Source organism: Neobacillus sp. GCM10027624, assembly GCF_042675345.1.
Classification (GTDB): domain Bacteria; phylum Bacillota; class Bacilli; order Bacillales; family Cytobacillaceae; genus Neobacillus; species Neobacillus cucumis_D.
Genome location: NZ_JBHTHD010000031.1, coordinates 34,978 through 52,255, shown reverse-complemented (window position 1 = coordinate 52,255; position 17,278 = coordinate 34,978). Strand labels below are relative to the sequence as shown.

Below are 17,278 nucleotides of genomic sequence, written 5' to 3'. Positions count from 1 at the left end.
GGCTCATGTTCTCTATATAATAGAAGAAACACGATTATTATTGTTTGTTGACGTTTTTGTTTGTTTAGTTTTCAAAGAACAATAGCACTTATAAAAAGTGACAGGAATATTATTTTATCAAGCTTCTTAAATTCTATCAATCATCAATTTTTTCCAATTCCGATTGATTTCCCACTCTTTTCAAGAGCAACTTTTATAGTATATCACGTTGTATATATTAAAACAAGAGGAAGTTTTTTTCTGATCTTGTTTGCTTATCCACTCTTTCTGGGAGCGACTTTAATAATATAACACCGTGGGTGTAAACTTGCAACAGAATTTTTTGAGAAGAACATTAAAGAAGGTACCAGATTTAATTCAGAAAATGTCAGATGTAGCATTTAAATAAAGTTGATTTGATTTAAAATACCCCACTTACCAGTATTTTTTTTAAATAATAAGAATCCATTTTGATTGGTCAAAATGGATTTATTTAAAGAAAAAAACAGTAATCTCCAGCAATGAAATATATATTTAGGTTTTGAAGCATAGTTGGGGACCAATGTGTAACCTTGTAAATTTCATTGTTTCAACTGAGGTTCATATTCTTAAAAGTAACTACATTATTGTTAAAGCTTCCTCAAATACATTAGTGGCTGCACCTAGACGGTATAAAACAAGGCATTCTAATCACTAGAATGCCTCGTATCATATCCATATAAATAATTATTGATCTACTGCAAACTTTGCTTTTGCCTCAATACGTCTTCGATGAAGAATTGGTTCAGTATAGCCATTTGGCTGGTCATAACCTTCGAAAATCAGGTCACAAGCAGCCTGGAAAGCAACAGAGTCGTCAAAATTGGGAGCAATTGATCGATAATAAGAATCTCCTAAATTTTGCTGGTCTACTACTTTTGCCATGCGCTGCAATGTATCAAGGACCTGCTCTTTTGTACAAATACCATGGTGAAGCCAGTTAGTCAAATGCTGACTAGAAATTCTTAATGTTGCACGATCTTCCATTAATCCTACATTGTTGATATCCAATACTTTTGAACAGCCAACTCCTTGGTCAACCCAGCGGACAACATAGCCAAGAAGAGTTTGGCAATTGTTATTTAGTTCTTCCTGAATTTCCTCAGCAGTCCAGTTAAGGTTTTTAACAACTGGAATTTCTAAAATATCTTCAAGTAAGTCTGCTGACTGATTTAGTTTTTCATTCTGCACTGCTTTTACATCTACTTCATGGTAGTGTAAAGCATGCAATGTTGCAGCTGTTGGAGATGGTACCCAAGCGGTATTTGCTCCGGTTTTTACTTGACCAATCTTTTGATTAAGCATATCAGACATTAAATCTGGCATTGCCCACATTCCTTTTCCAATCTGGGCACGGCCGATTAAGCCGCATGAGAGTCCTGCAAATACATTTGATTGTTCATACCCCTGCAGCCATTTGGATGATTTCATATCATTCTTCCGAATCATTGGGCCAGCTTCCATAGAAGTATGAATTTCATCTCCTGTTCGGTCGAGGAACCCGGTATTTATAAATACAACCCGGTCTTTCACTTGTTTAATACATGCTTTCAAATTCAATGTCGTTCTTCGTTCTTCATCCATTACACCTATTTTAAGAGTGTTTTGTTCAAGTCCAAGTAAATCCTCAACCCTACTAAAAAGCAGATTAGCAAAAGCTACCTCTTCTGACCCATGCATTTTCGGCTTTACAATATAGATAGATCCCTTTGCAGCGTTTTGGTATTGGCCATTTCCAAGCAACGTATGTTTCGCGACAAGGCTTGTGATGACAGCATCCATTATCCCTTCTTGTATCTCATCCCCGTTTTGATCGAGGATTGCACTATTTGTCATCAAATGTCCTACATTACGGACAAATAGTAGGGAACGGCCTTTTAACGTAATTTCTTTTCCCTTAGCCGATACGTACCTACGATCCGGATTGAGCATCCGTGTCATGACTTTATCGCCTTTTTTGAAAGTTGATGATAAGTTTCCTTTCATAAGGCCCAACCAGTTTCGATAGACTAACACCTTGTCCTCGGCATCTACCGCAGCAACAGAGTCCTCGCAATCGATAATCGTTGTAACAGCTGCTTCTAAGAGGACATCTTTAACACCAGCTTTATCGGTTTTGCCAATCGGATGATTACGGTCGATTTGAATTTCAAAATGAAGTCCGTTATTTTTCAGCAAGATAGCAGAAGGGTTTTCCTGATCACCCTGGTAGCCGACAAATTTTGCTTCATTCTTTAGACCAGTCTTGATACCATTGCTTAAAGAAACGGTAAGTTTTCCATCTGCCACCCCGTAGCGAACTACTTCCTTGTGAGAGAAATCTTTTAAGGGCGCCGCTTGGTCTAGAAAATTACTAGCAAATTCGATTACTTTTTTCCCGCGGACAGGGTTATAACCGCCTTGACGTTGGGCTCCATCCTCCTCACTGATTGCATCTGTACCGTATAAAGCATCATAAAGGCTACCCCAACGAGCATTGGCTGCATTAATCGCATAACGCGCATTATTTACCGGTACAACTAATTGCGGGCCTGCCTGTACGGTGATTTCATCATCCACTCCAGCTGTACCAATCTCAAAATCTTCTACTTCCGGTTCGAGATAACCAATTTCTTCCAAAAACGACTTATATGTATCGAGGTCAAAGTTTCCTTTGTTTTCGCGATACCATGTATTTAGTTTGCTTTGAATAACTTCACGTGTCATTAATAACTTCTTGTTAAGAGGTGTTAAGTCATGGATTAACCCTTCAAAACCAGACCAAAACTGATTTGTATCCAATCCACTACCTGGAAGGGCTTCTGAATTAATAAATTCATAGAGTTCTTGAGCTACTTGAAGTTTTCCTTTTTTAATATAATTTACCATGATACGATTCCCCCCAAATTAATTGAAATACAATTTGTGTTTTCACTTCGTCGTTTGTTATTACGCCACAACGTTTCATTATTTGTTTAAAATAGCATAGCATGATAATCTATTTTATTTCAATATTTTTCAAAATATTTATTTCAAAATTGTAAATTTTAAAACAAATTCTCTATTACTTTATTTATTATTGATTTTTATGTAAATCTCAGACAAAGTGTAACCAAACTTTATTGAATGAAATTGGGGATAAATATTACATCTGCTTAATTTGTTCATTACTTACGGCACTAATCTTTCTTGTCTAATTACCGTAGATTTTGGGCCGTTCAGATCCAAAAAACACATATTGAAATGGTAGAAATTTATTCTTCCTTCTGTCTAGTTCATACTAAGATAAAAGAATCCTAGTTTTTAAAAACAATAATCCTTCACGGAAATAAATGAGAGGCGATTTTAAGGTTAAATAGAAAACGACTTATTAAACAGGAGTGTATTTCACTACTTTTTGAGTATGTGAAGAGCTTGAACGAGGAACAAACCGGGGAGAGTAAACCAAAAGGGTAACAATTAAATAACTTAAACGTTACTAAGTGAAATATTGCTGGAACAACTACAGTTATATCATCCATCAAAATCTAATAAAAAAATTAGCACAGATTAATTAAAATAAATTATCCTTGGACATACTAACGCCAATCTGTGTTTATATTGTTGTGTCCGTATGTCCAAGTTTTCAAAAAAAATACTGTATGTCTGCTTATAACTTTGCGTGTAGTTTGTTTTCCTAGACAACTATATCAGTGAATAGGCTTTTTTTATAAAAAAATTGGCTGTTTTTCTTCTACTAATAAAAGATTCTCTTTGATTTCTTCTACATTAACATGTTTTTGTGAAACACCAGTTTCCATCGCTGCGCTGGCAACAGCTGCTGCTACATGTGCTGCAACTCTTCGGTCGAATGGATCTGGAATAACATAATCCACATTCAGCTCCTTATCTGAAATCAATCCCGCAATGGCATAAACAGCTGCCATCTTCATTTCTTCATTGATTTCTCTTGCGTAAACATCTAATGCACCACGGAAAATTCCTGGGAACGCCAATACGTTGTTGACCTGATTCGGAAAATCAGAACGGCCTGTTCCAATAACTAGCACTCCGGCTTCTTTTGCATCTTCCGGCATGATTTCCGGAACCGGATTGGCCATAGCAAAAATAATCGGATGATGGTTCATGGTACGAATCATTTCTTTCGTTACAGCACCAGCGGCTGACACACCAATAAATACATCAGCTCCCTCAAGTGCATCTGCCAGTGTCCCTTGCCTTTGTCCTTTATTGGTGATTCGAGCCATTTCCTCTTTGAACGGATTCATCCCGAAAGGACGTCCTTCATAAATGATCCCTTTTGTGTCACATAAAATAACATCATTTACCCCCATATGAAGTAAGAGCTTCACAATCGCTACACCGGCTGCTCCAGCGCCGTTGGTCACAACACGAATATCCTCGATTTTTTTGTCAGCCAATTTAAGAGCGTTGATTAACCCTGCAGCCGTTACAATGGCTGTCCCATGCTGGTCATCATGGAAAATAGGAATATCACACACCTTTCGTAGGCGATCTTCAATTTCAAAGCATTGCGGTGCCGCGATATCTTCTAAATTAACTCCACCAAAAGTCGGTTCCAATAATTTGACGACCTCCACAATTTTATCCGGATCCGTTGTATCTAGGCAAATCGGGAATGCATCTACGCCTGCGAATGATTTGAATAATAATGCTTTTCCTTCCATAACAGGCATAGCAGCTTTCGGGCCTATATTTCCAAGACCAAGTACGGCTGTTCCGTCAGAGATAACAGCAACGAGATTCCCCTTCATGGTGTAATCATAGACTTTGCTTTCATCCTCATGAATGTCCAGGCAAGGCTCCGCTACACCTGGAGAGTAGGCAAGACTTAAATCATTTGCATCTTGCACAGGAATTTTTGAATGAACCCCCAGTTTTCCTTGATACTTTTTGTGTATCTTTAATGCTTCTTCACGTAACGTTGACATACAATCCCTCTTTCCATTTTTTAATGGTTGCACTATTTGTTGTTGCTACTATCTCCAACTCGCCTGGGGCGGAAAATGAACCTCATAGATGTCCGCTTCCCGCATGGTTTACAAAGTGCCGCGAATTTCTTTTGATAAACCTAATTAAATCCCCCCCTCTATCTGGTGCTAACACCACCTTTCCTTTCTTTAAGTTGCCTATTAAGAAACTGCGTTTCTATAATTTCTTAAAAAAAAGCAACGATTTACAGATTACTTTTTACAATGAAGAAATTCCGAAACTCATTTTATAGATCCAAAACCATACATTTTCACTTCGATACCTCCGTTAAGTTGCTTATTGTGAAACAAAGTTCCATAATCGTTTTGTTTACGGAAATCTTACCATTCTATCTAATCACTTTCAATATATTTTTAGAAAATTTATTCAATTCATAATTCTAATCTTCCTCAAATCGTTCCACTCACTTCATAAATATCACTTCTAACTGATTCATCGGTTTGTTCCCATCTGAATATATTTGTTAATTTACCAAGCTTTTCAATTTCAACTGTTACTGCATCGCCATCTTTTAACCAAACCCTTTTGTCCTCAGAATATCCCAAAATTACCCCTTCCGGCGTTCCGGTTAAAATGATGTCACCTGGTTGAAGTGTTAAATGCTTGGAAACATAACTTACTAGTTCTTCACAACTAAAAATCATATCTGAAGTATTTGAATCTTGTCGTATTTCTCCATTAAGGGATAAGGTGATCTTTAAGTTATTGGGATTTTCGACTTCCTCTTTGCTAACCAAATTGGGACCAATCGGACAAAATCCATCACTTGTTTTCCCTAGCATCCACTGTGAAGATTTATTTTGTAAATCACGGGCGGATACATCATTCGCAGCGCAATAACCATAAACGATAGAAAGTGCATTTTCCACCTTTACATTTTTTGCCTTTTGGCCGATAACAATAGCTAATTCTGCTTCATAATCAACTTGTGAAGATGTAATTGGAATGAAAATGTCTTTTCCATGTGCATTTATCGTGTTATTAAATTTACTAAATAAAATTGGAGCTAAAGGGAAAGGCATATTACACTCAATTGCATGCTTTTTGTAATTTAATCCGATGCAGATTATTTTCTGGGGCTTAGGTACACATGGTCCGTAGTTAAGTGAATCTTCCTTATAAAATAAGTCATCCTCCATTAGTGAATGTTCAATCAGCCTTTGAAGCCCCTGTTTTGCGCTTTCTCCTAGAGTAACTAATTCAAATACTGTTTTAGGTATATTAATTATATAGGGAAACTTGGCATATGCAGCTTCAATATCTAATACTCCCCTATTTGTTTTAACTCCTAAAACTAGCCGATTATTTTTATAAAAAGTAACAGTAATCATCTTCGAATCCTCCTAAATAAATTAACGAAAATTTACTCGAGATAGCCGTTATGTATACAGGTTAAAAAATACATACATGTATGTTATAATAAATGGTATCTGCACATTGAAAATTGCATACATAAAGGGTTGGGACAGCAAACCTTCTGTCCCGTAAAATGTATGGAGTCGGTAAAGATTACGTAATCAACCATGCAGATACCTGTATTTTTATATGTCAAGAATAAAAATGTCGTGAGCAGTACAACCCCCCACAGGTTGAATGCTCTGTTATTGACTTAGTTATTTACTGTTACCTTTGAAAATACTTTTCCCCATTCTTTAAGTATATTAGGATCTATATCTACCATTTTTAAACATTCCCACATTAGTACATTAATAGTGTCATACATTGGTAAATTATATGTTTTTTCATAGTATTCTACTTTATTTACTGCAGGAAAGTTCGTACATACTACACTTATTGCATCTGCAGGCAAAACAGATACCGATTTAATTTGCTCTTCAATTCTTTCTTGTGATACGAGAGCGAAAGAACGATTGTGTGTTTGAGCAAGTCCTGAAATATTAATCGTATCAACATTACAATGCTTTTTATATTGTTCTGCAATTAGTTTATTAATTTCAGGAATGTATGGAGTTACAAGGTGAACCGATTTAATATTGTGCTCTTTAAACGCTCTTACTTGAGACAACATTGAAGTAGTTGCTGGAATACCTGTTCTTTTGGTAATAGCTTCACAAAGTTCACGGTCTGCTTCAAAACCAAGCCATCCACCAGAGGTCCCGTTCCATGCAATCACATCTACTTCAGCATGTGCTAACAATTCTGCAGCCTGGAGCATTGGCTCAAAATTAAATTGACTTAAAGCGTCTTGTTCAAGTGAAATTTTAGTAACCTCAAATCGCCCATAGTGGCAAGTTACTTCTGGAACATTATAAAGCATTCTGGAACAAATTGGCTCTAAGGTTGTGTTAGAAGAAGGAGTAAGCATTCCAATTTTTTTAGGTTCTTTCATGATAATTCCTCCTATTAAATTTAATGTTTTAATTTACACTGCTACTTGAACTGCCAATTTTTTTATTGTAATTTATTAAACTTGAAACCGTCGCCAAAAGAAGACCAGCGAAGACAAACACCATTAATGCCAAGAAATAAGATCCTGTTGTCGATACAATAAGACCAATATAAATTGGAGTTATAACACCTGCAATATTCCCAGCGAAGTTCATACATCCACCCACTGTACCAATATGTTCACGTTGTGAAATTGCAGCAGGAACACTCCAATACAAGCCGCCCCAACGAAGGAAGAATAACGCAAATGACAGTGTTGTTATCGCCATAGTTACAGAAGTTGACTTACTTAACAAAAAGATGGATAGTGCAGTCATGATTCCGGCTATTGATAACATCGTTCTCATCACCGTGTTATAATTACCGCCTTTTTCGCGCCACTTGTCTGTAATCCACCCACCAATGAGTTCACCGATAAATCCTGAACCGAAAATAATTAGAATGGAGCCGCCAATCGACTTAATGTCCAGATTTTGTGTTGCAGCAAGATATGATGGACCCCATGTCATTAATCCATAGAATACAGTGTTAAATGAAAACCAGCCAAGACACATACACCAGAAATTACGAGCTGTCAGATAATCCTTTGCACCGATTTTAATTCCAGTAGCATTACGCTTATGCTCTTCGTACTCCTCTTCGAGAGCTTTACGAATATATTCACGTTCTGCCTCGTTGACTTTTGAATTTCCTTCTGGTCCGCCTTTAATAACTCTCCATACCAAAAATGCGACAACAATGGTAAGGATACCAGCCCCAATTAAAGCGCCGCGCCAGCCTCCGAACCATGCCATAAATCCAACAATAATAGGTCCACCAATTGCTGTACCTAATGGTGCACCGCTATCAATGATCGTGGCTCCGCGGCCCCTTTCCTTTGAACTAAGCCAAATCGACTGTAATTTCGAACATCCCGGCATAACAGGTGCCTCTGTTATTCCAAGCAAAACTCGAAGAAACAAAAGTGTTTTTGCACCTGATATAAAACCTGTTAATGCTTGGACAATCCCCCATCCAAGTGCAGCACCATACACTACTTTTTCTGGGCGGTATTTGTCGGCAATCCAACCTGATGGAATTTGCATTAAGGCATATCCCCAAAAGAAAGAACTAAGAATAAGTCCTACAATAGCAGGATCTAAATTTAAATCCTTTTGGATTGCAGGCATTGCAATAGACAATACTGCTCGGTCAACATAGTTAATTGTCACGAGCATAAGCAGCATAAAAAATACTCGCCAACGGATATTAGTTGGTTTTGCCGCTAAATCAATACGCGATTCTTGCACATTTAGATTTACGTTACCTCTTGCCATAAAAATCCCCCTTTTTAAGATATAGATGTTCGGTGTGTTTTACTCCAAAAATTAGATAATGTTTAGGAATCACCCCCTTCAATAACTAGGAAACACACCTGGGGACTTTACAAGATGTTTTCATTTAGCAAGTAACGTTTAATTGAACCATGTAAACACCCTTACTATGGTATCGCTTACAAAATTAACTGCAGTTCCTGTTACTTTGGTATGGTTAAATCAAATTTCTCCATTTCAAGCAGCATTTTATTGTCGTCTGTCGACACTTTATTTATCCCTCCTCTATATTTATCAATATGTAAACAACATAGAAAAACAGGTCCTATTCCGTTTTGCCAGATTTTAGCTGGTTATTAAAAATTTCCTTTAAATGTTGCAAATCAGTTTCTAGATGTTTTTTCATTTTTAACGAAGCATTTTCTTCATTTCTTCGTTTAATTTGATCAAGAATTTCTTGATGTTCGTTAAAAACAATCCACTCTCTATTTTCACCCTGAAAATTTAATACTCGATAATATTGACTTAGTGATTTTAGCTCCCTAAGTTGTTTCTGTAACCTTCTATTTTGACTATATTTTGTAATCAGATCATGAAAACGGCCATTTTCTTCAATTAGCACATCCCTATTTTGTTCACCTTCAGGATTAAGGTTCTGTTTTACATTTAGAACGGTATTTTCAATATCTTTTATTTCCTGGTTTGTAGCGTACCTTGTTGTCAATCTCGTCGCTAATGATTCAAGTGCAATACGGCATTCATATATATCGAAAATATCCTTTAATGTTGGTTTATAAACTGTTATTCTTGATTTTTCATCAATAACCAATAATCCTTCTTTTTCCAATGCTCGGACCGCTTCCCTTACCGGACTGCGGCTAATATTTAATTCTTTTGCTATTCTAGATTCAAAAATGCTATCACCAGGCTTTATAACTCCTTTAACAATTTTTTCTTTAATCGAATTATAGACCTGATCATAATATCTCACTGGTTTTTCTATAGAGAAAGAATTCATAGTGTTCTCCTATCTTGTCGTTTATAGACACTTTGATCCGGTTTTAATAGTAATAAAAACAGCACAACTATTTTTATTATTAGTTGCTTATTACAAAACACAGTTCCCTATTCGTTTTCTATACTAAAAATAACATCTTTAATAGACATTTTCAATATTTATTTTAAATTTTCTTATAATTCCTACTCTTTAATTCAATATTTCCTCAAAGATTAATAAAATACATCTAAACCTAGGCCGTGTTAAACTTGTCTGTTGATTTCCGCTCCAGGCACAAGCGGTTCGCGGGCGTATCGGGGCTTCCTCGTCGCTTCGCTCCTGCGGTTTCTCCCCTGCCCTGTACTCCCGCAGGAGTCTTCGTGCCTTCCACTCCACTCAACAGGGTTAAAAAATCAACAATGTCATTTAACACAGTCAAACCATAAAAAAGGCATAACACATACATTATGCCTTCATAATTAGTCTCTCAAATTAAGTTTCAGTTACTTTTATATCCCAGACACTCAGAGATATTTTTCCCGGCCTCCATATGGTTATCCTTTAACGAATGAATATGGCTAATTCCACCCCTTACAACGGACAAAAATCAGAAATCCTTCCTAACTCATCAATTCTTTGATATATTCTCTGACCGTTGATTTTTCCATTGATGTCCAACAACATCTTCCTTAGCCTAACCCCATCCAATAACAAAGAGAGAACCAAATGGGCAACTCCTTGTTATTGGACGGTTTTGATCATTTCAATGAAAATCTAAATTTCTACCAAACTACTTTTTGCAGAAATATACTTTCCTATTGGTTTACCAACTATTCCTTCTTCAAGATCAAATACTAGCTGCCCTCTAACAAAAGTTTTCGTTACACGACAATTTATTGTCCGGCCAATATAAGGGCTGTGCTGATGACGATAATATAAGTCTTCAATTTGTACTGTATAGTACTGATTCGGGTCGATGAAGATGATGTCTGCATCTTTACCTAATTCGATACTACCTTTTTGAGGTAAATTGAATCTCTCTGAAGGGGTGGTTGCAATCATCTTGGCAAAACGATTAATAGATAACCCGCGTTTTTTAACCGCTTCATCAAACATTAAATCAACATTATTTTGGCAGCCGCTGATTCCCCCCCAGATAGCAAAAATACTATTTGTATCGCTTTGCTTCATTTCAGGCGTGCATGGGGAGTGATCAGAAGTTAGCATATCAATTTTCCCTTCCAAAAGAGCTTCCCATAATTGATCTTGTTCAGCTTTTTCACGTAATGGAGGAGCACACTTTGCAACAGGACCAATTTTTTCAAAAGCTTCTAAATCAATTGTAAAATAATGTGGACATGACTCTAATGTGACATCTTGTCCCTCTTCACGTGCCTTTTGAATTTCCTCCACCGCTCGTTTACTGCTGATATGAACAAAATGCAATTTACATCCTGTTTCTTTTGCTAAAAATAAAGCACGCCTTACGGCATCAACTTCTGCGATAACCGGTCTGGATTCTACATAATCCCTAATAGCTACCTTTCCCTGCTTGATTTTATTAAGTGCGTAATTATCGGTAAATTCAGCATTTTCAGCATGTATGGATAAGACATGCCCTAATTCTGCCAATTTCTTCATTCCATGATAAAGAGTGTAGTCATCGGCGTTTTTGAAATCACCAATTTCATCAGTACCGCATGTTGCCATAAAACATTTATAAGCGACTACACCTTCATCTGACAGATCTTTTAAATCATCTATGTTTCCTGGTACTAGTCCCCCATATAGTGCATAATCGACATAGGCTTTATTTTCCGCAGATTTTAATTTTTTTCTTAATGCCTCTTTATCTGTGGTAGCTGGAAGAGCATTTAAAGGCATATCGACAAATGCGGTCGTTCCACCCGCTGCCAAAGCCTTTGTCCCTGTTTCAAAGCCTTCCCATTCCGATCTTCCAGGTTCACAAATATGAACATGAGTATCGATCATCCCTGGCATGACATACTGATTGGAAGCATCAACAACTTCTTTTGAAGGATCAGTTATATTTTTAGATATTTCAACAATTTTTCCATTTATAATCCCAATATCTACTTGTTCCACAAAATTCTTTAACACAACATTTCCATTTTTTATAAGCAAATCATACTTCATACGTTTTGATCCCCCATTTTTATGAATATTCAGAAAAATATTTATTAATTTATCTTTAAAAAAAATTTTAATTGAGTCAACTATTTTTTTCGAATATTGTGCCCCTTTTGAACTTTGAATCCTTAAATGCGTACTTCGTAAGGAGATAATAAGCAATACCTGAAGTGATAAGACCAATAATCCATGCAAGCTTTACAACTAAAAAGGCTCCTGTTGCACCAATACACATTGCAAGTACTGCGGCAGGATTAAGACCTGAAAATGTTCCGTTTTCCTGGTACAATTCTTCTATATTGATTTTTTGTTTTCTAAGAATATAATATTCTACTAATAAAATGGAAACGATCGGTCCTAAAAATGCTGAATAAGTAAGAATGAATAAATTAAGACCTTCTGCATTAGAATCCTGAACAAGCAGCCAAGGGAATGAGCCTAAAGCAAGAAGCCCAGTAATTGTAACAGAAACTTTAAATTTAGCTTTTGTAAGTAATGTAATTACATAGGTCGGTGGAATAATATTGGCAACCATATTTACAGCAATCGTACCCAGTACAATAAATACGGAAACAAAAAATGTAATATAAGAATTATCTACTACGATGGCAAATGCCTTTACAGGATTAGTGATGCCAGTAACTGAAGCAAGCATTGCTCCGATGGCAAGTGTAACGCTATACACTACTAAAATTGGCGAAAAGTACAATAATCCTCGTTTTGAGTCACTAATACCAGCTTTGAGTTCTCGTGAGTAATCTGCAGCACTTAAAAAAATTGCTGCATAATTTCCCATAAACACCATGATGAACCCAAAGAACGGTAATCCCCACGTACCCTTTGTACGAACCCATTTTTCTGCAATGACAGCGCTATGGTCTTTTAGTAGAATGACAAATACATAAAGAAGTGCTCCGATAATCACTACCGATACTAACGTTTCCACCCATTTAATGGCATGGAAACCGTACATCGAAAGTACAATTTGTATTAGTTGAATTACAACAAAGCAAATGGCAACATTATCAAAGGTTCCACTTGTAGCAATCTTCGCGATTTCATTTAAAGCAGTACCCCCGATCCAACTTTGAAAACCGTACCAAATGATGGCGGGGATTCCCCGCAAAAGGGATGATATGATGGCACCTTTCTCCCCGAAAGACATTCTCAGATGTACAACATATGGAATTCCCGTTTTGTATCCTAGCCTGTCATTTAAAGCAAAAATTGTAGAAGTTATAGCAATCGATATGAAAGCAGCGACAAATGTCTGAAAGATGTTTAGCGTTGCGACACCAGCTATGAACAAACTCGCTCCAAGCGTCATATTGCCTAAATTAACGCCGTCACCCATCCACATAAAAACATAGTTTTGCGGACTTACCGTCCTATCCTTTGCACTTTTTGGCCTTAATGATTCATCGATATTCGCAGCAAATTGGATCTGTGGCTCTTCATAAACATCTTCTTTTTTTAAATTTGTTGACATTAAATACCCAACTCCCTTAATTCATTGTAATACGATATTTTAAAATACAATGCTCTACAAGTTAGGTCTTAGATGTTTACCAATAGACATTAATTACATCTTAATAAAATTTACTACTAATAATTTTTTCTGGTGAAATAGATTGTTGTTTATTAAGAAACTACGTTTCTCCTATGGTGTAAAAAAATAAACAAACTCTAATTACTTTCTTATTTTGTTCTATCACCACCTATATACTTTTTTATGTAAAATCCTCTCCAACTAAAGTACATGCTCTTATTAAATAGGAGAAGAATGAACATCTACCATTTACTATATCCGTATTTTCATATGCATACTCCACGATGGGTAAGCGTTTTCAATTATCGAAAAATTTTATATTTTTAGGAAAGAAGTTCCAAAAGAGAAGTGGAGATCTGAAGGTTTTCATTAAAGTGAAGATTCGATTCTATTTCTTTCAAATGATCGACAGTCAATTTCTCAGCTAAATCTTCATCTCTTTCTTTTATTGCATGGAAGATTTCAAGATGGTGAGAACATGTACCATTCCTCTCATCTCCCCTTCCATAAATGGAAACAATAACATACGTTAACGAAATTAAATCTTCAAGATACTGATAAAAATAAGAATTACCAGCCATTTCAGCTATTTTCAAATGGAAATCTCCAGACATTTGCAATGCTTCAATGTAGTTTCCTTGTCCAATTTCTATTAATTCTTCATGAACCGTATTTTCAAGTTCTTGAATCTGTTCCTGGTTGTATAATCTACATGCTTTTCGAACTGCCTCTGACTCAAGAATTCTTCTCATTTCAAATACTTCTTTTGATTCTTCTATTGAGGAACAAGTAACGAACGCACCTTTGTTCTCAATAATTTTTACCAACCTCTCATAGGACAATCTACGAAGCACATTACGGACTGGAGTTCGGCTAACTCCAAAAGAATCAGCTATTTCCTTTTCAACTAATTGCATATTTGGAAAGAGTTTTCGATGGAGAATAGCTTGCTTAATCTTTTTATAAATCTCTAATTCCTTGGAATTCATTTCACATTTTCCTTTCTTCTAAAATTCATTATGATAAGCATCCTCAAAGAATTCCAGATTGAGAAATAAAAAAGTTCCAATAAAATGGTATTTATTGTATCTCTTTTAGAATACTAGATTGTATACAATTTCTATAAATAGAATACTCTAAATTGTTTTTATTTGCAAGTGTTTTCTGAAAACTCAAAAATTATATTATGATAATTTAATGCCTTTCATCTTTTTATATTCAAAGGTAGATTTCTCATATATACTAGGGAATCTACCTTTTTTTGATTTAAACAATTAAAGCAAAAAAGACATTTAAGTATAGTTTATAAAAAAGAACGTAGATTTATTTAGACTGTATCATTGTCAATAAGATTGAACTTAAGGATTCCCTCCCTAAAAAATATTAATAACTTAGCAAGTACGACCAAGAATGGCCGCTAGAGCTGGAGGTAAACCCTTATTAGGCTTTATTGGTGGTTTAGCGAAACTGCCCGCTACTGCTTTTCCAGGATTAAGAGCTATTAGTGACTCACAATGACGTACAGCACTAGACACACCATCAACTACTGGCACAGATAATTGACCTTCAAGGGAGCGAGCTAACCCTGCAAGAGGAGCTCCAGCCAGAATAATAACGTCAGCGCCATCCTTCTCAACCGCCTCTTTTGCAAGCTCTTTTAAACGCTTGGAATGATCTTCCTGTACAGCACCAATATCACTTAGTGGATCATCTAATGATCTGATGCTAGCTAGACGTGTTGTTAAATGGCTACTATGAACAGTCTCTAAATACCATGCCTTGATACGTGATGAAATTGCAATAATCGAAAAGCGTTTTCCCAGAAGACATGCCGAGGCCAGAGCGGCTTCTGTCATTCCTACTACAGGAACGTCAAGCATTTCTTTGATACCCAAAAGTCCGGGATCTCCAAAAGCATCAATAATTACCCCATCATATTCACCGTGGCGTTCAGCCGCAATGCATGCCGCTGCGTATCCGCCAATTAGGGCTTCCATTCTCGTTTCAATATAAGCAACCCCAAAAGAAGCTGTAGCAAACGTTAATTCTGTTCCTGGGGATGCAACACGTCGAGACTCATTTGCTATAAGTTCTGTAACACTCTCTGAAATATTCGGATTAATAACTAAGATTCGCACAAGTTTGATCTCCTTTTTCTTTTGTAAAAAAATATGAGAATAATTTACTTCAATCTGAAACTTATTGCTCTATAATTCTGGTGTTACAATAGGGGGCCGTCTATGGTGAGTAGCTTGTTCATACGAATAAGCTATTTCAAATAGAATAGGTTCACTCCAGGGGCGTCCTAGAAATTCAATTCCAACTGGAACCCCAATAGGAGCTGATATTGCAGGACTTGAAAACCCTGCTGGAACCGTTATAGCTGGAAAACCTGATATGGCTCCTATAATCCCATTTCTCCCCGCCTGCGGCTCCCCAACTTTCGCAACAAGCTGTTTTTGATGGGGATATACAATAGCATGAAGATTGTTGTCTGCCATAGATTTGATTACGATATTCTTTAGCTCCAAACCATAAAGCAAGCGTTCCTTATACTCTGTTTCTTCCAATGGATTTTCTAATGCCTGTGTATTCAATAAGAAGTTTTCAATTCTATTGTCATAAGTTTTCGAATCGATAAGTTCCTTTAATGATTTTATTGAAGCATTAGTGGCATGACCTTCCAAATAAGAATTAAATAGAGTTTTAAATTCAAAAACAGTAACATCTTTTTCTAGAACACGATTGGTATCAAGCTCTGGAATATCCAAATAAACAATCTCAGCACCGTTATTTTTTAAATCCTCAATTGCCTTTTCCATAATATTATTTACTTCCTGATGCTCTGAATCACTACCAAATAAAGTCTTTAGGACACCTAACCTTTTCCCTTTTAACCCACCTTTTTGTAGAAATTCAGTATAGGTTTTGGGTATATGACTAACATTCCAGGCTGTAGTTGAATCATAGGGATTATACCCGGCCAATACGTCCAACAATACAGCAGCATCCTGTACTGTTCTGGTTATCGGGCCAACTGTTTCCTGAGTAATTGTAGCAGGCATAATTCCCTCACGGCTTAAAAGTCCCTTTGTAGGTCTAAACCCCACAAGACTATTTGCGGAACCAGGAGAACGAATAGAATTTACGCCATCAGTTCCCATTCCAGCAGCTGCAAAATTACTCGCAATGGAAGCCCCGGTCCCGCCGCTTGAACTTCCTGGAGTCCTTGTTAAATCGTATGGATTTAGCGTTTGCCCTCCTAATGAACTATAGTTCTGAGGTAACATTGCTAGTTCACCAAGATTTGATTTCGCAATTATTATTGCTCCTGCTTCTCGTAATTTATTTACCACAAATGCATCCTTTGTTGGAATGAAATCTTTAAGTATCGTGGCTCCACCTGTTGTTGGCATATCAACTGTATCAAAGTTATCCTTTAATATAATGGGTATACCATGTAAGGGTCCCCGTAAATTTCCTTCTATTCTTTCTTTATCAAGACGTGCGCCTTCCGTGAGTCCACTTTCGTTAATGCTAATTATGCTTTTTAAATTTGGTCCAGATTTATCATAAGCATTAATACGATCTAGATAAATTTGTACTAACTCAACGGATGTAATTTCTCCCGTCGTCAAAGCTTCCTGTAATTCTTCAATTGTCTTTTCCAATACCTTAAATGTCTTTTGTATGGTACTCATGTTTTCCTCCCTAAGAGCAAAAAATAGCACTTTATTTTCTAGAGAACACCCCCTAATTAAACGTAGCGGCTTTCAAAAAAAATTCAATATATGAGCACTCAAACTCTACTCCTTAATGTCGTCTGTCGACAGTTTATTTAGTATTATT

The 17,278-nt window shown here is 36.4% G+C and carries 11 protein-coding genes; all 11 read right to left on the bottom strand.

Features of this window, described 5'->3' with window-relative positions:
- Positions 1–705: 705 nt before the first annotated feature.
- Entirely contained in the window at positions 706–2,886 is a 2,181-nt protein-coding gene (locus tag ACFQZ9_RS29210) for a malate synthase G (protein ID WP_498946851.1), read from the bottom strand.
- An 818-nt stretch (positions 2,887–3,704) separates the two neighbouring features.
- The gene (gene ystJ / locus ACFQZ9_RS29205; RefSeq protein ID WP_498946850.1) at positions 3,705–4,949 is read right to left on the bottom strand and encodes an NAD(P)-dependent malic enzyme; all 1,245 of its coding nucleotides are present in this window, start codon (positions 4,947–4,949) and stop codon (positions 3,705–3,707) included.
- 450 nt (positions 4,950–5,399) lie between these two features.
- Complete coding sequence (locus tag ACFQZ9_RS29200; protein ID WP_498946848.1) at positions 5,400–6,341, bottom strand: fumarylacetoacetate hydrolase family protein; 942 nt, start codon at positions 6,339–6,341, stop codon at positions 5,400–5,402.
- Positions 6,342–6,619: 278 nt separating this feature from the next.
- Positions 6,620–7,360: a maleate cis-trans isomerase family protein gene (locus ACFQZ9_RS29195; RefSeq protein ID WP_498946846.1), complete on the bottom strand. Its 741-nt coding sequence runs from the start codon at positions 7,358–7,360 to the stop codon at positions 6,620–6,622.
- A 28-nt stretch (positions 7,361–7,388) separates the two neighbouring features.
- A complete protein-coding gene (locus ACFQZ9_RS29190; protein ID WP_498946845.1) occupies positions 7,389–8,735 on the bottom strand; it encodes an MFS transporter in 1,347 nt (448 codons plus the stop codon).
- A 322-nt stretch (positions 8,736–9,057) separates the two neighbouring features.
- A complete protein-coding gene (locus tag ACFQZ9_RS29185; protein WP_498946844.1) occupies positions 9,058–9,750 on the bottom strand; it encodes a GntR family transcriptional regulator in 693 nt (230 codons plus the stop codon).
- 753 nt (positions 9,751–10,503) lie between these two features.
- Positions 10,504–11,886: an allantoinase AllB gene (allB, locus tag ACFQZ9_RS29180; protein ID WP_498946842.1), complete on the bottom strand. Its 1,383-nt coding sequence runs from the start codon at positions 11,884–11,886 to the stop codon at positions 10,504–10,506.
- Positions 11,887–11,962: 76 nt separating this feature from the next.
- The gene (locus tag ACFQZ9_RS29175; protein WP_498946841.1) at positions 11,963–13,369 is read right to left on the bottom strand and encodes an NCS1 family transporter; all 1,407 of its coding nucleotides are present in this window, start codon (positions 13,367–13,369) and stop codon (positions 11,963–11,965) included.
- Positions 13,370–13,752: 383 nt separating this feature from the next.
- A complete protein-coding gene (locus ACFQZ9_RS29170) occupies positions 13,753–14,418 on the bottom strand; it encodes a GntR family transcriptional regulator (protein ID WP_498946840.1) in 666 nt (221 codons plus the stop codon).
- A gap of 402 nt (positions 14,419–14,820) precedes the next feature.
- A complete protein-coding gene (locus ACFQZ9_RS29165; RefSeq protein ID WP_498946839.1) occupies positions 14,821–15,567 on the bottom strand; it encodes an aspartate/glutamate racemase family protein in 747 nt (248 codons plus the stop codon).
- 69 nt (positions 15,568–15,636) lie between these two features.
- On the bottom strand, positions 15,637–17,130 hold the full coding sequence (locus ACFQZ9_RS29160) for an amidase family protein (RefSeq protein WP_498946838.1): 1,494 nt from the start codon (positions 17,128–17,130) through the stop codon (positions 15,637–15,639).
- Between the last annotated feature and the right edge of the window lie 148 nt (positions 17,131–17,278).